This window comes from Neisseria sp. CP9 (genome assembly GCF_047758525.1).
Classification (GTDB): Bacteria; Pseudomonadota; Gammaproteobacteria; order Burkholderiales; family Neisseriaceae; genus Neisseria.
Map to the genome: position 1 here is coordinate 1,815,571 of NZ_CP180502.1, position 17,898 is coordinate 1,833,468.

At 54.2% G+C, this 17,898-nt stretch carries 14 protein-coding genes; 6 read left to right on the top strand and 8 right to left on the bottom strand.

What is annotated here, in order from left to right:
- The first annotated feature begins 342 nt into the window (after window positions 1-342).
- Window positions 343-1,071, top strand: a complete 729-nt coding sequence (locus ACMYUL_RS08700; protein ID WP_049229960.1) for a YebC/PmpR family DNA-binding transcriptional regulator — start codon at window positions 343-345, stop codon at window positions 1,069-1,071.
- 228 nt (window positions 1,072-1,299) lie between these two features.
- On the opposite strand, the gene pgi is transcribed toward ACMYUL_RS08700, so the two are convergent.
- Complete coding sequence (gene pgi, locus ACMYUL_RS08705; protein ID WP_415770012.1) at window positions 1,300-2,928, bottom strand: glucose-6-phosphate isomerase; 1,629 nt, start codon at window positions 2,926-2,928, stop codon at window positions 1,300-1,302.
- Window positions 2,929-3,223: 295 nt separating this feature from the next.
- Between pgi and ACMYUL_RS08710 the strand changes: the two genes are divergently transcribed.
- The 3 genes from ACMYUL_RS08710 (at window position 3,224) to dapD (ending at window position 6,978) form a co-directional block, all read left to right on the top strand.
- Window positions 3,224-4,261 (top strand): LacI family DNA-binding transcriptional regulator, encoded by a 1,038-nt coding sequence (locus ACMYUL_RS08710; protein ID WP_415770014.1) that lies wholly within the window; start codon window positions 3,224-3,226, stop codon window positions 4,259-4,261.
- 218 nt (window positions 4,262-4,479) lie between these two features.
- Window positions 4,480-5,811, top strand: a complete 1,332-nt coding sequence (locus tag ACMYUL_RS08715; protein WP_415770016.1) for an MFS transporter — start codon at window positions 4,480-4,482, stop codon at window positions 5,809-5,811.
- 345 nt (window positions 5,812-6,156) lie between these two features.
- Window positions 6,157-6,978, top strand: a complete 822-nt coding sequence (dapD, locus tag ACMYUL_RS08720) for a 2,3,4,5-tetrahydropyridine-2,6-dicarboxylate N-succinyltransferase (RefSeq protein ID WP_342031092.1) — start codon at window positions 6,157-6,159, stop codon at window positions 6,976-6,978.
- Between the two features lie 248 nt (window positions 6,979-7,226).
- On the opposite strand, the gene asd is transcribed toward dapD, so the two are convergent.
- The 5 genes from asd to ACMYUL_RS08745 form a co-directional block, all read right to left on the bottom strand.
- On the bottom strand, window positions 7,227-8,342 hold the full coding sequence (gene asd, locus ACMYUL_RS08725; protein WP_070492507.1) for an aspartate-semialdehyde dehydrogenase: 1,116 nt from the start codon (window positions 8,340-8,342) through the stop codon (window positions 7,227-7,229).
- Between the two features lie 304 nt (window positions 8,343-8,646).
- Window positions 8,647-9,762, bottom strand: a complete 1,116-nt coding sequence (locus tag ACMYUL_RS08730; protein WP_415770019.1) for a spore coat U domain-containing protein — start codon at window positions 9,760-9,762, stop codon at window positions 8,647-8,649.
- Window positions 9,753-11,648 (bottom strand): fimbria/pilus outer membrane usher protein, encoded by a 1,896-nt coding sequence (locus tag ACMYUL_RS08735; RefSeq protein ID WP_415770021.1) that lies wholly within the window; start codon window positions 11,646-11,648, stop codon window positions 9,753-9,755. Before ACMYUL_RS08735 ends, ACMYUL_RS08730 begins: the two co-directional genes overlap by 10 nt.
- Before the next feature lie 134 nt (window positions 11,649-11,782).
- The gene (locus ACMYUL_RS08740; protein ID WP_415770023.1) at window positions 11,783-12,220 is read right to left on the bottom strand and encodes a hypothetical protein; all 438 of its coding nucleotides are present in this window, start codon (window positions 12,218-12,220) and stop codon (window positions 11,783-11,785) included.
- A gap of 213 nt (window positions 12,221-12,433) precedes the next feature.
- Window positions 12,434-13,498, bottom strand: coding sequence for a 2,3-butanediol dehydrogenase (locus ACMYUL_RS08745; RefSeq protein ID WP_415770025.1), 1,065 nt, complete (start codon window positions 13,496-13,498; stop codon window positions 12,434-12,436).
- A 537-nt stretch (window positions 13,499-14,035) separates the two neighbouring features.
- Here ACMYUL_RS08745 and aroG point away from each other — a divergent pair.
- Window positions 14,036-15,085, top strand: a complete 1,050-nt coding sequence (aroG, locus tag ACMYUL_RS08750) for a 3-deoxy-7-phosphoheptulonate synthase AroG (protein WP_415770027.1) — start codon at window positions 14,036-14,038, stop codon at window positions 15,083-15,085.
- Window positions 15,086-15,318: 233 nt separating this feature from the next.
- Window positions 15,319-15,534 carry a glycine zipper 2TM domain-containing protein gene (locus ACMYUL_RS08755; RefSeq protein WP_003761681.1) on the top strand — a complete coding sequence of 72 codons (216 nt, stop codon included), beginning with the start codon at window positions 15,319-15,321 and terminating at the stop codon, window positions 15,532-15,534.
- Window positions 15,535-15,698: 164 nt separating this feature from the next.
- On the opposite strand, the gene ACMYUL_RS08760 is transcribed toward ACMYUL_RS08755, so the two are convergent.
- Window positions 15,699-16,748 carry a metallophosphoesterase gene (locus ACMYUL_RS08760; RefSeq protein WP_415770030.1) on the bottom strand — a complete coding sequence of 350 codons (1,050 nt, stop codon included), beginning with the start codon at window positions 16,746-16,748 and terminating at the stop codon, window positions 15,699-15,701.
- A 40-nt stretch (window positions 16,749-16,788) separates the two neighbouring features.
- Window positions 16,789-17,346, bottom strand: a complete 558-nt coding sequence (gene orn, locus ACMYUL_RS08765) for an oligoribonuclease (protein WP_415770032.1) — start codon at window positions 17,344-17,346, stop codon at window positions 16,789-16,791.
- Window positions 17,347-17,898 lie beyond the last annotated feature (552 nt).

Below are 17,898 nucleotides of genomic sequence, written 5' to 3' on the forward strand. Positions count from 1 at the left end.
ATGACGGCAATCTGCGGCGGTTACTCCGTCGAATGCCGTTGTGTCGGACGGTGCGGCGAGCAGGCCGGCTTCGTCCGTTTTGCCCCAAGTTGTCAACAATCCTGAAGCAGGCCTGCATGATACCGTAAACCTTTTGTGAGGCAAACGAAAAAAAGGGTCAGGTTTGGGCAAAGACAAGATTTTTGCGTTTTTTCGGGCGCAGGCAGCGTTTTCAGACGACCCTTTGGCAGGATGAAGGGTCGTCTGAAATATTTTAGGCATATCCAACCTATGTTAAAATGCGCCCTTTGAAAATGAGCAAAAGCCCGCCGGATAAGGCGGAAAATCGAAAGGAATCCATATATGGCAGGTCATAGCAAGTGGGCGAATATCCAGCATAAAAAAGCCCGTCAAGATGCCAAACGCGGCAAAATCTTCACCCGTTTGATTAAAGAAATCACCGTTGCAGCCCGCATGGGCGGCGGCGACCCCGGCGCCAACCCGCGCCTGCGCCTGGCTTTGGAAAAAGCCGCCGAAAACAATATGCCCAAAGACAACGTGCAACGCGCCATCGACAAAGGTACGGGCAATTTGGAAGGCGTGGAATACATCGAGTTGCGCTACGAAGGCTACGGCATCGGCGGTGCAGCGTTGATGGTGGACTGCCTGACCGACAACAAAACCCGCACCGTCGCCGACGTGCGCCACGCATTCACCAAAAACGGCGGCAACTTGGGCACCGACGGCTGCGTGGCGTTCAACTTTGTGCATCAAGGTTATTTGGTGTTCGAACCCGGCGTTGACGAAGACGCGCTGATGGAAGCCGCTCTGGAAGCCGGTGCGGAAGACGTGATTGCCAACGACGACGGCTCCATCGAAGTCATCACTGCCCCGAACGACTGGGCGGGCGTAAAAGCGGCATTGGAAACCGCAGGCTACAAATCCGTTGACGGCGACGTCACCATGCGCGCCCAAAACGAAACCGAACTCTCCGGCGACGATGCCGTCAAAATGCAGAAACTGATTGACGCGCTGGAAGATTTGGACGACGTGCAGGACGTTTACACCTCCGCGGTTTTGAATCTGGATTAATAGAAAAGATTGAAAGCAGACCTGTTGGGTCTGCTTTTTTTGCGTCTGGGATTTTAGGCGGTTTGCTGGAATCTCCAATGGCTCGTGGGCATAGCCCACGCTACATAGCCTGTTGACAACACTTACGCCGTAGCTGTAGCGTGGACTTTGTCCACGAAAACGATTAACACAAAGGTCGTCTGAAAACTCAAAAATCGGGTTTTCAGACGACCTTTATGTTTGAACTGCCTATCGGTTTTGGCTGGCTCGGTAGAAGGCGATGAGGCCGTTGGTAGAACTGTCGTGCTGCGGGTCGCCGCGGTCGAGTTCGGGTTCGATGGTTTTGGCGAGTTCTTTGCCGTATTCGACGCCCCATTGGTCGAAGGGGTTGATGCCCCAAATCGCGCCTTGGATGAAGGTGCGGTGTTCGTATGCCGCCATGAGTATGCCGAGGCGGCGGGGGTCGGTAGCGCTGAGGAGGAGGCTGTTGCTCGGGCGGTTGCCGGGGAATTCTTTTTGCGGGGCGAGGCGTTCGCGTTCGGCTTCGGGCAGGTCGGCAAGTTCGGCGCGGGCTTCTTCGAGGGTTTTGCCTTTCATCAGGGCTTCGGCTTGGGCGAAGGCGTTGGCGACGGTGAAGCGGTGTTGGCGGTTGATGCCGTAGGCGGTGGTCATGGGGACGATGAAGTCGCAGGGGATGAGCCGTGTGCCTTGGTGGAGGAGTTGGAAATAGGCGTGTTGGCAGTTGACGCCTTCTTCGCCGAAGACGATGCCGCCTGTGGTATGGGGAACGGGTTGTCCGTCGGCGGTGCGGTTTTTGCCCAGGCTTTCCATGTCGAGCTGGTTGAGCCACGAGGGGAGGTGGCGCAGGTTGTGGCTGTATGGGACGGCGGTTTGTCCGTCGGCGTGCTGGAAGTTGTTGTACCAGATGCTGATGAGAGCCATGAGGACGGGGATGTTGCGGCGGTAGGGGGTTTGGAAGAAGTGGGTGTCCATGGCGTGCGCGCCGGCTAGGAGTTCGCGGAAGCGGTCGGTGCCGACGGCGACCATGACGGGCAGGCCGATGGTTGACCAGACGGAATAGCGTCCGCCGACCCAGTCGAACATGGCGAAGACGTTGTCGGGGGCGATGCCGAAGTTTCGGGCGGCGGCAACGTCGGAGGAGATGGCGCAGAAGTGGCGGTAGATGCCGGATTCGGGCAAACCTGCATCACGATACCAAGCGCGGGCGGCGTAGGCGTTGAGCAGGGTTTCGGGCGTGCGGAAGGATTTGCTGGCGATGCTGAATACGGTGGTTTCGGGCTTGAGGTGGGCGAGTGTGCGGCTGATGTCGGCGTCGTCTGAATTGCTGACGAAGTGGACGCGGATGTTTTGGCGGTAGGCTTTGAGGGCTTCTACGCACATTCTGGGGCCGAGGTCGGAGCCGCCTATGCCGATGTGGACGAAGTCGGTGATGGGTTTGTCGGTGATGCCCCTGTGGCTGCCGTTGTTGAGTGATTCGGCGAAGGCGAGGGCGCAGTCGAGTTCACGGTGGATTTTGGGGAGGATGTTTTCGCCGTCAACGTAAACGGGCGCGGCATCGGCAGGCAGGCGCAGAGCGGTATGGAGAACGGCGCGGTGTTCGCTGAGGTTGATTTTTTCGCCGTTTTGCATGGCGTGCATTTGTCCGGCAAGGGGCGAGGCTTCGGCAAGGCGGCACAAGAGTTGCAAAGTGTCTTCGCCGAGGCGGTTTTTGCTGTAATCGAAGAGGAGGCCGTCGAGGGTTTCGTGCATATTGCCGAAGCGGTCGGGTTCGGCGGCGAAGCGGTCGCGCAGGTGGAGGTGTTGTGTGTCGAGCCGGTGTTGTTCAAGGGCTTGCCATGCTTCGGTAAATGCGGTCATCGGGTTTCCTTCGGGATTGGGTTCGCCCCGCTCATTCGGGGGATGTGATTCAGTTATAGATTGTCGTTGTGGTGATTGGTTCGATAGGGTGAATATTTATGTAGTCGTATGTAGTTTAACAAAGGGGCGCGGGTTTGGCGAATATGGATAGTCAAACGGCGTAGGAATTGTATGCAATTGGCAATTTATATGCTTGATTTTTATCAAGGTTTTTTAAAATTTTCGGTATGACACCGATGTCTGGTGTGCTATGCTACGTAATCAAATGAAACAGGGCTGAGGCGGGAGTCGTAAGATGGCTACAATTTATGATGTTGCTGCTTATGCGGGCGTCTCACCCAAAACGGTCAGCCGCGTCATCAACGGCGATGCGCCAGTCAGCGATAAAACCCGTGCAAAAGTCGAAACAGCGATTGCGGCTTTGGGTTATATCCCGTCTTCGGCAGCGCGGGTGATGCGGTCGAACCGCTCGGACTTGGTCGGACTGATTACCGGCGCCATCTCACGCACGGGCGAATACGGCGGGGTACACGGTCTGCCGGACATGTTTTTAATCAAAGGTATCCAGCAGAAAATCCGCGAAGCGGGCAAAACGCTGATGATTGCGGATACGGACAACCGCTACGAGCAAATCGACCCTTTGGTCAGGACGTTTATGGAGCACCGCGCGGAAGGCATTTTGTATGTAACCGAATCGCACCGCGAAATCGTCCTGCCCGAACTGCCCAACCGCTGTCCGATGGTTTTGGTCAACTGCTTCGACGCGGCAGGTACGCCGTCGGTGTTGCCGGACGACGAGCGCGGGCAATACGATTTGGTACGCAACATCATCCGTCACGGACACCGCCGTATCGCCTACATTACTTTGCAGGTGGGCGCAGAAGCGACGCGGCTGCGTTTGGCGGGCTACCGCCGCGCTTTGGATGAATCGGACATGGTATTCGATCCCGACTTGGTGCAAACCGGCATCACCGACTTTGCCAACGACAGCGAACCTTTGATTGCGGCAGTATTGAAATTATTGTCGCTTGCCGACCCGCCGACGGTCATTTGCTGCGGCAACGACGAAATGGCGGTTCGCGTTTACGGCATTTTGAGGACGCGCGGCGTGCGTGTTCCGGAGCAGGTATCGGTGGCAGGTTACGACAACCACAGCGCGATTGCCGAAACCCTGTTCCCGCCGCTGACCAGCACCGAGCTGCCCTATATGCGCATGGGCGCGCTGGCGGCGGAAATCCTGTTCGACATTATCGAGACCAAAGAAACCGTCCGTCCGCCCGTTCGGGTTGTCGGGGAAACGATTTGGCGACAGTCGGTTACGGCATTGAAGTAAAACATTCTTTCAGACGACGTCTGCTTCATGAAGCAGCAACATACGACAATAAAAGGTCGTCTGAAAACACAAACAACACATCACGCTATCCATTTGCAACGTATCAACACGATACGCCAAAGAATAAAGAAAGCGGCCCAACCGCTTCGATTACGCAGTGTTCCCGCAGTTTGTTTGTTCCATGTTTTCTTCTTATAAAGTCCAGGAGTCGCTTCAAAATGAAGATTTCCCCACAAGTATCCCTGACGCTTCGCCAGATTATGCTGATGAACTTCGGCTTCTTCGGCATTCAATACAGCTTCGGTTTGCAGCAAACCGCCATCAACCCGATTTTCAGTTTCTTGCAAGCTGACCCTGCAAAACTGCCTTATCTCAATATGGCAGGACCGATTACCGGTTTGCTGGTGCAGCCCCTTATCGGCGCCATGAGCGACCGTACATGGATTCCCGGACTCGGCCGCCGCCGTCCGTATTTCCTGCTCGGCGCCATCGGTTGCAGCTTGTGTCTGTTCTTCTATCCGCACGTTACCGCATTGTGGGTTGCCGTATTGCTGCTGTGGCTCTTGGACATCAGCAACAATACCGCCATGGAACCCTTCCGCGCCTTCATCGCCGATACCGTCCCCGAACACCAACAATCCACCGGCTTCTTGATGCAGTCCGTGTTTACCGGCTTGGGCATTACCCTTGCCAACATATCGCTCTATGCCTTCAAGAAAATTGACTGGTTGAACCAAACCTCCGAAGCAGGCATCCCCTACTGGGTATTCGGCTCGTTCTATATTGGCGCCGTCTGCTCCATCGGTTCTGTTTTAGTGACCGTATTGTCCACACCCGAGCATGAGCCTTCCCCTGAAAAAATGGCGGAGGTTAAAGCCCAATCCGGCGGTCCTGTTGAAGCCGTTAAAGAAATTTACCATGCCATCAAAGACATGCCGAAACCCTTATGGCAGCTCGCTTCGGTTTACCTCTTCCAATGGTACGCACTCTACATCTACTGGCAATTCATCTCCCACAGTATTGTCAAATCGGTCTGGAATTCCACATCCGCCGACCCTGTCGCCTATAAAGAAGCAGTGGCATGGACCGGTGTGGTCAATGGTTTTTACAACGTCGTTACCTTCATTTCCGCCTTCGGATTGATGTGGATGGCGCGCAAATACGCCGCCAAATACGTCCACGCCTTTGCCGTTACCCTTGCCGCACTCGCCCTTTTGGCGATTCCGCATGTTACCGATAAAAACATGATGCTCGCCCCGATGATCGGATTCGGCATCGGCTGGGCAAGTATGATGGGCGTGCCGTTTATGATTGTCGTGCATTCCATCCCGAAAGAGCGTTACGGCGTGTATATGGGCATCGTCAACATGATGATTGTGATTCCGATGCTGATCCAAACCCTTACCTTCAGTAAAATCTATGAGAACTTGCTCGGCGCCGACCCGGGACATGCCATGACTTTTGCCGGTGTCCTCCTTATCATCGCCGCCGCACTGACCCTGACCATCAAAACGTCAAACAAACCTTATGGCGTAGAATCGGCAGGCTGATTCAGGCATTTGCCAAGAGGTCGTCTGAAAACTCGGAATTAAGGTTTTCAGACGACCTTTTTGTTTGATTGTGCCGCTTTGTTTTAAACGGGGGCGGTTTGTATAGTGGATTAACTTTAAACCAGTACGGCGTTGCCTCGCCTTGCCGTACTATCTGTACTGTCTGCGGCTTCGTCGCCTTGTCCTAATTTAAATTTAATCCACTATAGAAGCCCGGATTGGGTCGGAAGATCGCCGTATCCCCGCAAAAGCTGACGGCAAAGCGTTTACATGGCAAAATACCGCCTGTTTGCAGGTCATCCGAATTTTTCAGACGACCTTTTACCCTCTTCAAAAGGAATCCCCATGTCTTTGCAAAACATCATCGAAACCGCCTTTGAAAACCGCGCGGACATCACCCCGACCACCGTTACCCCCGAAGTCAAAGAAGCCGTGTTGGAAACCATCCGCCAACTCGATTCAGGCAAATTTCGCGTCGCCGAACGCTTGGGTGTGGGCGAATGGAAAGTCAACGAATGGGCGAAAAAAGCCGTCCTGCTTTCCTTCCGCATCCAAGACAACGAAGTCCTCAACGACGGCGTGAACAAATACTTCGACAAAGTGCCGACCAAGTTTGCCGACTGGTCGGAAGACGAATTTCGCGCCGCCGGTTTCCGCGCCGTACCCGGTGCCGTTGCGCGTCGCGGCAGCTTCGTTGCTAAAAACGTCGTTTTGATGCCGTCTTATGTCAACATCGGCGCATACGTTGACGAAGGCGCGATGGTCGATACTTGGGCGACCGTCGGCTCTTGCGCCCAAATCGGTAAAAACGTCCACTTGAGCGGCGGCGTCGGCATCGGCGGCGTACTCGAACCCCTGCAAGCCAGCCCGACCATTATTGAAGACAACTGCTTCATCGGCGCGCGTTCCGAAATCGTCGAAGGCGTGATTGTCGAAGAAGGCAGCGTGATTTCCATGGGCGTGTTCATTGGTCAATCTACTAAAATCTTTGACCGTACTACCGGCGAAATCTATCAAGGCCGCGTACCGGCAGGCTCGGTGGTCGTGTCCGGCAGTATGCCTTCCAAAGACGGCAGCCACAGCCTCTACTGCGCCGTCATCGTCAAACGCGTGGACGCGCAAACCCGCGCCAAAACCAGCGTCAACGAATTGCTGCGCGGTATTTAACCGGCGCACAGAAAAGGGGGAGGTCGTCTGAAACAGCCCGAAACATAAACGGGCTTCAGTCAAACGGTTTCCCTTGTTTGAATGGAAAGAGGTCGTCTGAAAATCGGATTTCGGGTTTTCAGACGACCTTTTCATAGGGTGAATCGGTTAAAGTCAGGACGGCATCGCTCCGCATGATTGGATGCTGTTTTCTTTGCCATAAAAAAAGCAACGGATAAACCGTTGCTTTTTTGTTTAGTCTGTAAATCTTACAAACTGCCTAACACGATGCGCAACACGCGGCGCAGGGGTTCGGCTGCGCCCCATAAGAGCTGGTCGCCGACGGTGAAGGCGCTGATGTATTCGCCGCCCATGCCCAGTTTGCGGATGCGTCCGACGGGGACGGACAGCGTACCGGTGACTTTGGCGGGCGTCAGCTCGTGGATGCTGGCTTCTTTTTCGTTAGGGATGACTTTCACCCAGTCGTTCGCGCCTGCCAAAATCGCTTCGATTTCAGAAACGGGCAGGTCTTTTTTCAGCTTCAGGGTGATGGCTTGGCTGTGGCAGCGCATAGAGCCGATGCGGACGCACAAGCCGTCAATCACGGTCGGATTGTCGCTGCGGCCGAGGATTTTGTTGGTTTCCACGCCGCCTTTCCATTCTTCTTTGGACTGGCCGTTGCCTAAATCCACGTCAATCCACGGAATCAGGCTGCCGGCAAGCGGTACGCCGAAATTGGCTTTCGGATAGTCTTCACTGCGCAGGAAATCGGACACTTTGCGGTCGATGTCGAGAATCGCACTGGAAGGATCGGCAAGCTCGTCCGCTACTTTGGCGTGAATCGCGCCCATGCCGCTGATGAGTTCGCGCATGTTTTTCGCGCCCGCACCGGATGCGGCTTGGTAGGTCATGCTGGTCGCCCATTCGACCAAATCGTTTTGGAACAGGCCGCCCAACGCCATCAACATCAGGGAGACGGTGCAGTTGCCGCCGATATAGTTTTTCACGCCGTTTTTGAGGCCGTTGTCGATGACGTTGCGGTTGACGGGGTCGAGGACGATAATCGCGTCGTCTTTCATGCGCAGGGAGGACGCTGCGTCAATCCAGTAGCCGTTCCAGCCGCTGTCGCGCAGGGGTTGGAATACGGATTTGGTGTAATCGCCGCCTTGACAGGTTACGATGATGTCCATTTTCGCCAGTTCGGCAACATCGTTCGCGTCCAATAATGTTTTAGCCGCCTGACCGAAATCAGGTGCCGCGCCGCCGACGTTGGATGTGGTGAAGAAGAATGCTTCGGGAATGTGGGCGAAGTCGTTTTCTTCTTGCATACGCTGCATCAAAACCGAACCGACCATGCCGCGCCAGCCGACGAAACCTACTTTCATGTTGAGCTCCTTAGGGGGGAATTGTTAACAAATTTCTGAATAGGGGAAAAGGAAGAGTTTTAAACCTGTTTGAGGTAAATGTAAAGTTTTTTATGCTGTTTCGGGAGTGTATGGGGGAGGTCGTCTGAAAAAAAGCGTTCCTGCCAAACCGGAATGTTCCGAAAGCAAACCTGACGATAAGTCGCAGGCTTGCATTTGGGAAAGATTCAAGGTTTTGCAGGAACGCCAGCATCATTGAAAGCACAGTTCGAGCAAGCATTTTGATAACCGAAATGCCGCACTGTTTTTCAGACGACCTATCGGATCAGTATCGGATATCGACGGTTACCTTATCCTTATATTCGCCCGGGGTGTAGTCGGTATTTTGGACTTCTGCCGCAACGGTGTATGTCTTGCTGCTGCCGTCGCCGGTGGCTTTTTGCCAGCTGCCCGTACCGGAAGGCTGGTTGCCCCAGAGGTGGGCGTTCGTATTAGTGCCCTTTTTGAGGCGGTAGGGGACTTTGTCGGTGTTGGTGGGATTGGTGGATTTCATCTCACCCCTGCCTTCCTGATTACCGTTGGAAGGAATCAGACCGACGGTGTAGGGCGTGCCGTTGGTGCAGCGGACGGTGAGGTTGCCCGACTGTTTCAGGTTGGTACTGCCTGCGGTGTGTGTGCCGAAGTCGATGTCGTCGGCGGAGATGAACTCGCAGACGGGCGCAACATGGGCTTGGACGACGAAGGGGAAGCGGTTGTTGGTCAAGATGTTCCCACAATCTGAGGGGTTGGGACCTCTAGCATAACGTTCAGCCTTCCAGCTTAATGAGGTGGAGCCACCGGTAAAGTCTGCGATATAAGATCCCAAGTTCGTGGGAATGGCGTTGCTTTGCCCGCTAATCAATCTGGCTTTGATGGGAATGGTTCCGCTGACAGTGCTGTTGAGTCCGATGTGGAAAACGTTGGTTGCAAAGCTGCTGGGAGAATTTGCCGTGTTATCCGTTCCCCAATTGGTATCATCGGGCTTAAGTAATGATAGTTGCAGTGTTTGGGCGTTATTCCGACTATGAACCATTGTTCGAGGAATATATTTATCGGGAGATTTTCTGCCTCCATCAATATTAAAGCACAAGCGTACTTTTGCGGTATAGGTGTCAGTATTGGTACATTGGTAGTGGATGGTCGCTTGAATATCTTCCGGCTGGTTGTTGTTCAGAAGGTTGACCCCGTTGCCTTGACTTCCAAATACCAAGGCAGGATGGCCGTTGAAGGTTCCGTTTCCTTGTACTGAGGCAGTACATTTCACAAATGGACCCGCTTCGCCGCTGTTTGCCCAAGCTTGCCCTGCGGACAGGGACAGCAGTCCGAATACGACAGGCAATGTCATTTGTCGGAAAAGACGGTTTGCGGTTTTCAGACGACCTCTCTTTATATTTATCTGCATATGATGTCTCCCAGTTCCGGGATGGAATCCGGATTGTGTGTTTCAGGGTAGTCCGCTTCGAAGGTGCAAGTGCCGCCGTTTTCGGGGAGGGTGACGGTGAAGCGGTTTCTACCTTCTTTCATGTTTTCAATATATGTTTTGCCGTCGAAGCCGGTTACGGCTGCCGGTGTGCCGTCTTCGGCAGTAATGCTGCCGCCGCTCGGGAGTAATTGGTTTTGTGCGTCTTTCAGCGTCATGGTGGCGGCGCGGGTGCGCTGGATTTTGAATTCGACGCGCATGCCCGAGCGTTCGGGCGGGGCGATTTCGGCGACGGTGTGTTCAAGCTGGACGTCCAGCGGCAATTCGGCAATATCGACGCTGACGGTGTTTTTTTGGTAGGCGGAGAGGCTGGGGATCAGTGCCAGCCCTTTGCGGTTGGTTTTGCCTACGGGCATGCCGCCTGCGCGGATGGGGACGTCCGCCATATCGCCGGTGCTGACGACGGCGAAACTGTCGTTGACTTGGCGGGTGGCGAAGAGGCTGCCGCCCATGAGGACGAGGCCGCCCCTCCAGCCTGCGTTCCAGTTGCTGTTACCGCTTTGGCTGTAAACGTTTGCCCAGCCGTCGCCGTAGGTGTTTTGATGGCGGATGTTGCCGTTGAAAGTGTTGCTGCGGCTGCCGTTTGCGTTGTCGTTTTGCTGCCAGCCTATGCCCCAGCTGGTGCTGCCCATGCCGCTGCTGGTTTTGTTCAGGGTTGCTTGGTAGCTGTTGTTGTGTTTGTTTCTGCTGATGCCTGCGGAGGTCGAATAGCCGTTGTCGAGGCTGACGGAGAGGCCTGCGTGGAAACTCAGTTCGCGCCTGTTGCGGAAGTTTTTATTGGCGCCGGCGTAGAGCGAGGTGCGGTTTTTGAAGCTGCGGCTCCAGCCGAACGAGCCTACGCCGTCGGCGGGACTGCCTTCGGTGTGGGAATGGACGTAGGATAGGCTGAATGAGCCGAGTTTGTCGCTGCTCCAGCCTGCGGATGCGGAGGCGGATGTGGTGGGGTGGCGTGTGGCTTTGAAAAAGTCTGCGCCGTATGCAGTGTCGCCCAGTTCGGCAAATTGCCCGTTGGTACGGCTTGCGCCCGCGCTGAAGGAGAGCCTGTCCCATTGGGTGCTGAAAAACGCGCTGCCGCGCCGTCCTGTTTTGCCCGCAAAGCGGCTTTCGGCATAATTAAGATTGAGTTGTCCGAGCGAACCCAATACGGTGTCGGCGGCAATGCCCGCCTGACGGTAGCCGCGCGCGGCTTCGCCGTGGATTTGGGCGGTCAGGGTATTGCTGACGCCGTAACGCAGTGTGCCGGAGGCGGCGGGGTCGGATTGGTATTTGGCGGAACGGATGCCGTAATCGCGGCGGACGTGGCCTGCTTCAAACGACCATTCGTTCAAGCCTTTTGCCAAAAGTCCGCTGCCGCCGTAAAGCGGCATATCGACGACGACGGTGCGCCCCAGTACGTCGGTGGCGACGACTTGGGCGTTGCTGCGGCCGCTGATGGACGGCGGCAGGATGAGTTCGTATTCGCCCGCTTCGATGTCGCGGCTCATCTGTTTGACGCCGTCGAGGTAGAGGTCGACCGTGCCGGGTAGGGTGCTTTTACCGAGGTAGGAACGCAGCGGGGCGGTTTGTTTCCACGGGCGGGTGTTGTAAGTGCGGGAGATTTTGATACCGCCGATGCGTGTGCCGCCCCATGAGCCGATTTGTCCGGTCAGGGTGTCGCCGACGGTCAGCGATATGCCTTGTTCGGGCCAGACGGTGCGCCAGTAGGTATCCAGACGAGCGGTGTTGCCGCGGGAGCCGCTTTCTTTGTTGCGGCTACGGTTGGCAAATTGGGTGTGGTTCAGATAGCCCCAAGGCGTACTCAGGCGCATTTCGCCGAAAACGCCCTGCGTGCCGTTGCCGGAGCGGTTGCGCGAGATATTGGCGTCATAGTTCAGAACGGCGGCAAAGCCGGGTTTGGCGATGGCGTAGCGGTTTTCCTGCGGTGCGCCGATTCGGGCGGTTTTCAGGTCAGGCTGCCATTCGAGGGGGCGGTGAGATCAAGGGTTTGCGCGGCGGCATCGTATTTCGCCTGCAATCCGGGGATGGCGGAGAGTTCGAACCATACGCCCGCGCCGGGTGCGGACGCGCCGTCCTGTATTTCAGGCACGACGCCGTTTTTGCCTGCTTCGGCAGCTTCTGCGTCGGGCAGGGCAATGCCGTAGGCGCGCAGGGATTCGGGGCGCGCATACAGCACGCCGTTACGCGACATGAAGGGTTCGATACCGTCGCGTATGCTGCCGTTGATTTTGACCTGCGGGTAAACAGTCAGCCATGCCTGCTCGTAGGCGGCAGGTGCCGCCTGCGTCAGGATGTCTTGAGCAGGAGAGGGCAGGGCGTAGAAACACAGCATCAGCGCGGCACTCAGCCGGGTGAGCCGTGTCCTTAGGTCATGGGGCGGCAAACCGAACCTCCGTTTGGATCGGCATACCGTTTACCGTGGCATTCAGACGACCTTTGCAGATGTTTGGGGGCGTTGGGAAATAACTGATGGACAATAGCCCGACGGATATTGCGGATGATGGGGTGAATTGTCTTTGCGGATAAAAAGGTCGTCTGAAAATCTTGATTTGAGGTTTTCAGACGACCTTTGTGTTTCTATCAATCCGTCAGGCGTTTACAGGTTGGGATTGACGATGATTTTGACGGCGGATTCGTTGTTGTGAATCAGACGCTCGAAGCCTTCGGAAACCAGCTCGTCCAGCTTGATACGCTGGGTGATGAAAGGTTCGAGGTTGATTTTGCCTTCTTCCACCAGTTTGATGGTTTCGGCGTGGTCGTTGCAGTAGGCGATGGTGCCGCGCACGTCCAGCTCTTTCATCACGACGCTGTGGACGTTGATGGTGGCGGGGTGGCTCCAAATGGATACGATGACCAAGTTGGCAGCAGGTTTGCAGGCAGCCACTAAAGTATCCAGCACTTTGTTGACGCTGGTGCATTCGAATGCCACATCCACGCCTTCGCCGTTGGTCAGTTTTTTCACTTCTTCGATGACATCGACTTCGGACGGGTCGAGGATGTAGTCGGCAACGCCTGATTCGCGGGCTTTGTCTTTACGCGCCTTGCTCAATTCGGTAATGATGACTTTGATGCCTTTGGCTTTCAACACGGCGGCAAGCAGCAAGCCGATCGGGCCAGCGCCGCCGACCAATGCGACGTCGCCGGCTTTCGCGCCGCTGCGGACGTAGGCGTGATGGCCGACGGACAGGGGTTCAATCAAAGCGGCTTGGTCTAACGGGATTTTGTCGGAAATCGGATGCACCCAGCGGCGTTTGACGGCGATTTTTTCGGCAAGGCCGCCACCGCAGCCGCCCAAGCCGATGAAGTTCATGTCTTTGGAGAGGTGGTAGTTGCTGCCTTCGCCGGTCGGTACATCATCACGGATGATGTAGGGTTCGACCACGACGTGTTGTCCGACTTTGAGGTCGTCCACGCCTTCGCCGACGGCATAAACCACGCCGGAGAATTCGTGTCCCATCGTTACGGGCGCGGACTCGCCGGAAATCGGGTGCGGATGGCCGCAGGGCGGGATGAAAATCGGACCTTCCATAAATTCGTGCAGGTCGGTACCGCAGATGCCGCACCAGGCGACGTTGATGCCGACGGTGCCGGGGGCGACGGTCGGTTCGGGGATGTCTTCGATGCGGATGTCGCCTTTATCGTAAAAACGTGCTGCTTTCATTGTAACGCTCCTTGTTTTGAGGTTGAAAAGAAAGGTCGTCTGAAAGGTAGGACGGCTTTTCAGTAAGAGCGGGAAGGATGTGTGGGATGTGCGACGAATATATGGTTATTTTAATGATGCGGCAGGGCGGGTTGTGTAGGATAAGCAACACAGGCTGCGCGATATTGCTTTGATATTTTGTTATTTTACTACATTTCAATGTGAATGATATGTCGGCTTGCGTAAAAACGAAGCAGGGCTTGTCCGCGGTCAAGTTTTGGATGAAATAGTCTTATAGGTATTCGTCAAAAAGATGCTGTCGGAAGGCGGGAGGATTATTGGGGAAGGATGAAAATTGTTGACAACGCAGGTATTGCTTATTGAATTAATCAAAATTTTATTGCGAAAAAATTTGAATTTTAGAAATTTAAATATATAAAAACAGCAAAAATTTAATTTTTTGAAATAAAATTGCCGTAATATGGCTAAAAGGCTTGTTTAAAACAGGTAAAGAAGGTAATCTATGCCTTAATTTATCTGAATTTGAAAGCAATAACAATGACCCAACAATACCCTACCGACGATATTAAGATTAGAGAAGTCAAAGAGCTGCTGCCGCCGATTGCCCATTTGTACGAACTGCCGATTTCCGAGGAAGCGGCAGGGCTGGTACACCGCACGCGGCATGAAATCGCAGATTTGGTTCACGGCAAGGACAACCGCCTGTTGGTGATTATCGGCCCGTGTTCCATCCACGACCCCAAAGCCGCCTTGGAATACGCCGAACGTTTGCTGGTGTTGCGCAAGAAATATGAAAAAGAATTGCTGATTGTGATGCGCGTGTATTTTGAAAAACCGCGCACGACGGTCGGCTGGAAAGGTCTGATTAACGACCCGCACTTGGACGGCACGTTCGACATCAACTACGGCCTGCGTCAGGCGCGCAGCTTGCTGCTGACGCTGAACAATATGGGCATGCCCGCTTCGACGGAGTTCCTCGACATGATTACGCCGCAATATTACGCGGACTTGATTTCTTGGGGCGCGATCGGTGCGCGGACGACGGAGAGCCAGGTACACCGAGAACTCGCCAGCGGTCTGTCTTGTCCGGTCGGTTTCAAAAACGGTACGGACGGCAATCTGAAAATCGCCATCGACGCGATTGGCGCGGCAAGTCATCCGCATCACTTCCTGTCTGTAACCAAAGCGGGGCATTCCGCCATTGTGCATACCGGCGGCAATCCCGACTGCCACGTTATCCTGCGCGGCGGTAAAGAGCCGAATTACAGCACCGAACACGTCAAATCGGCGGCGGAACAATTAATAAAAGCCGGCTTGTCGCCCAAGCTGATGGTCGATTGCAGCCACGCAAACAGCCGTAAAGATTACAGACGGCAGATGGAAGTTGCCCAAGATGTTGCCGCGCAACTGGAAAACGGCGAGGACAATATTATGGGCGTGATGGTGGAAAGCCATTTGGTTGAAGGCAGACAGGACAAGCCCGAGGTTTACGGGCAAAGCATTACCGATGCCTGCATCAGCTGGGATACTACCGAAGAAATGCTCGCGCTTTTGGCTGCGGCAAACCGTAAACGGGTCGCGCCTTAAGCCGGTTTGAGTGGTGAAAAAGAGGTCGTCTGAAAGGTCTGTGTGTGGGTAAAAACAGACAGTTTCAGACGACCTTTTATTTAATTTGTCTGATTTATCGGATTATGGTTTTTTCTAACTGTCCGCCTGTTAAGTTATCCTAGTTTAAAATGACTTTACTTATTGGAATAAATATTAATGACTTGGTGTGACATACTTTCGTTACTGAGTTAACCCACAACGGAGAACACACCATGAGCAAGTCTTTCTTGACTAAAACTTTGACCTTGATCGCCATTGCTACTTCTCTGAGTGCATGTGCGGGCATGACCCAAACACAACGCAATACTGCTACTGGCGCGGTATTGGGCGGTGTAGCGGGTAACTTGATCGGTGGCGATACCGGCTCTACTTTGGGCGGCGCTGCATTAGGCGGCGTCATCGGCAGCCAAGTCCACAGACATCGTTAATTTTTAAAACGATAAAAGCCGGTCGGACCTTAAATAGGTTCGACCGGCTTTTTTATTTGGCGTGATTGAATCAGAAGAATGTTTGCGCAAGGGGACGGGTTTATTGGCGTTCAAACTGAATTGCTTTTCTGTGGGTTGGGCGAGTATGCCGGTTTGTTGTCAGGCTAACGCGTCGCCGCGCATTCGCCGTTCTCAAACACCAACACCTTCTCCGGCCAGCGCAATGCCGCCAGCCTGAACTGTTCGGGACGGTATTTTTGCGGGAATTTCCTTGCCCGCCAGCTTGCGCCTATCGAAAAATCTACGCAGAACACATTGCGCCGCGCGCCGTGCCAGACATCCGGCTGCGGCGGCAGCAACAGCCGTTCGGCGGCAACGGCAGCGGGGGACGGCTGCCAACTGCGCCAATAATGGCCGATAACGACGGGCTTATCGTCGCGGTAGTCGTTCCACCACGCGCAACGGGTCGTACCGCGCCAGCGTCCGCCGGCGTAAAACGGCTCGTCCGCCAAACGCTCCACGCCGCTGGTGAGGGCGCGTATCGGATGCAGGCGGCTGCGTTCGAGTTCGTATCGCGCCGTGGCGGGCATGGGCGGCGGCGCATGGTCGGGATTTTCCGCCTGCGGGGCGTAATGCGCCTGTTCGTAGAGGTAGTCGGGATACCAAGAGGCCGTCTGAAGGCGGTGTTTCAACTCGGCATCGAAGCGGCGGTATTGTGCGGTCAGGCTTTCGCCTTTTGCTTCTTCGAGGCGTTCGATTTGCGGCGGCAGCCAGGCGGCGTGGACGATGCGCAGGTCTTCGCGCTCCAGCAGCAGCGGCTGTTCGGCAAGCCATGCGCGCAATTCGGTTTTCTCTTTCTCTTCAACGCAATGCCACGGCGCGTAATGGGCGTCTTTTTCGGCGCGGACATCGAAAAACCAGCCGGAGCCGTCTTTCGGGTCGTCGGCAAGGATGTTCAATTCGTGGTTGCCCAAAACCATCCATGCCCATCCGCGTTCGTAAGCCTGTTTGAACCACGCCAGCATCGCGGGGCTGTCGGGGCCGCGGTCGCACAAATCGCCGACAAACACCAGCCGCCGCCCGTGGGGATGGAAACCGTCGTCGCGGTAGCCGAGCCGGTGCAGCAGCGATTGGAAGGCGGCAAATTCGCCGTGAACGTCGCCGACGATATCCAGCGGCGTGTCGGGCAGGGATTGGCGGTATGGGTAGGACATGATGATGGGAGGTCGTCTGAAAAGTGTGCCGACGGTGTTTTCAGACGGCCTCGGGCAGTTTCAAGAAGTTTTCGCGGTAGTAACGCATTTCCTCGATGCTTTCGAGAATATCGTCCAAAGCCTGATGCGAACCGCGTTTCACCACGCCTTTGGCAACGGGCGGATTCCAACGTTTGGCGAGTTCTTTCAGGGTGGATACGTCCAGATTGCGATAGTGGAAATACGCTTCGAGGCGAGGCATGTATTTGACCATAAAGCGGCGGTCTTGATGGATGGAGTTGCCGCACATCGGCGTGGCTTTTTCGGGAATCCATTGCGCGATAAAGTCGAGCAGTTTTTGTTCCACGTCGGCTTCGGTCAGTTGCGATTCGCGCACGCGTTGGGTCAGCCCCGTGCGGCCGTGGGTGGCAGTGTTCCATGCGTCCATGCTGTCGAGCAGTTCGTCGCTTTGGTGGACGACATAAACTTCGGACTGCGCCAAGACGTTCAAATCGGAGTCGGTAATAATCATGGCAACTTCGATGATGCGTTCGCGCTCGGGATCAAGCCCGGTCATTTCCATATCGAGCCAGCAGAGGTTGCTTGCGTTTTGAGTCATTTCAGACGACCTTTCGTCGGTTTAAAAACAATGGGCGGTATTATAGTGGATTAACTTCAAATCAGGATAAGGCAAAGCGGTCGCGTAAATTAATAGTCGTCTGAAAACGAGGATAACAGGCTTTGCCAAACTGTTTTTAAACGCCCTTTTTATAAATGCTGAACTAAAATCGAACTTTCTTTATTGATTTAACTCAGATTAAAAATTTAACAAACCAAGAGGTACTATTATATGAAAGATGATGTAATTCTAGTCTGTAAAATCATTTACGAACCAGCTAAAGATTCATGGAATAGATTTAAGGCGCTCTTCCCAATTTGTTTCTTAATGGGAATATTAATAAATTTATCTTTCAGCATGATATCTAATATCTTTAGTCAAGCTATTTTACTCTCATCGATATTATCAACATTTGTATTTTTTTATTTACAGGAATTATTTCGTTATGAAAATTTTAAAAAATGGAAAAATAAAATTGCTCTTTAAACGCTGGAATATATAACAATCACCTTATTTTCATTCATTATGTTCGTAATGTTTTATATTTTAAAA

What these genes read in the sequence shown, in the direction of transcription:
- ACMYUL_RS08755 (WP_003761681.1), top strand. Translation starts at nt 15,319, where the DNA reads ATGAGCAAGTCTTTCTTGACTAAAACTTTGACCTTGATCGCCATTGCT.
- pgi (WP_415770012.1), bottom strand. Translation starts at nt 2,928, where the DNA reads ATGACCGCATTTACCGAAGCATGGCAAGCCCTTGAACAACACCGGCTC.
- ACMYUL_RS08730 (WP_415770019.1), bottom strand. Translation starts at nt 9,762, where the DNA reads ATGCAGATAAATATAAAGAGAGGTCGTCTGAAAACCGCAAACCGTCTT.
- ACMYUL_RS08735 (WP_415770021.1), bottom strand. Translation starts at nt 11,648, where the DNA reads ATGCGCCTGAGTACGCCTTGGGGCTATCTGAACCACACCCAATTTGCC.
- orn (WP_415770032.1), bottom strand. Translation starts at nt 17,346, where the DNA reads ATGACTCAAAACGCAAGCAACCTCTGCTGGCTCGATATGGAAATGACC.
- ACMYUL_RS08700 (WP_049229960.1), top strand. Translation starts at nt 343, where the DNA reads ATGGCAGGTCATAGCAAGTGGGCGAATATCCAGCATAAAAAAGCCCGT.
- ACMYUL_RS08760 (WP_415770030.1), bottom strand. Translation starts at nt 16,748, where the DNA reads ATGTCCTACCCATACCGCCAATCCCTGCCCGACACGCCGCTGGATATC.
- ACMYUL_RS08715 (WP_415770016.1), top strand. Translation starts at nt 4,480, where the DNA reads ATGAAGATTTCCCCACAAGTATCCCTGACGCTTCGCCAGATTATGCTG.
- ACMYUL_RS08710 (WP_415770014.1), top strand. Translation starts at nt 3,224, where the DNA reads ATGGCTACAATTTATGATGTTGCTGCTTATGCGGGCGTCTCACCCAAA.
- dapD (WP_342031092.1), top strand. Translation starts at nt 6,157, where the DNA reads ATGTCTTTGCAAAACATCATCGAAACCGCCTTTGAAAACCGCGCGGAC.
- aroG (WP_415770027.1), top strand. Translation starts at nt 14,036, where the DNA reads ATGACCCAACAATACCCTACCGACGATATTAAGATTAGAGAAGTCAAA.
- ACMYUL_RS08745 (WP_415770025.1), bottom strand. Translation starts at nt 13,498, where the DNA reads ATGAAAGCAGCACGTTTTTACGATAAAGGCGACATCCGCATCGAAGAC.
- asd (WP_070492507.1), bottom strand. Translation starts at nt 8,342, where the DNA reads ATGAAAGTAGGTTTCGTCGGCTGGCGCGGCATGGTCGGTTCGGTTTTG.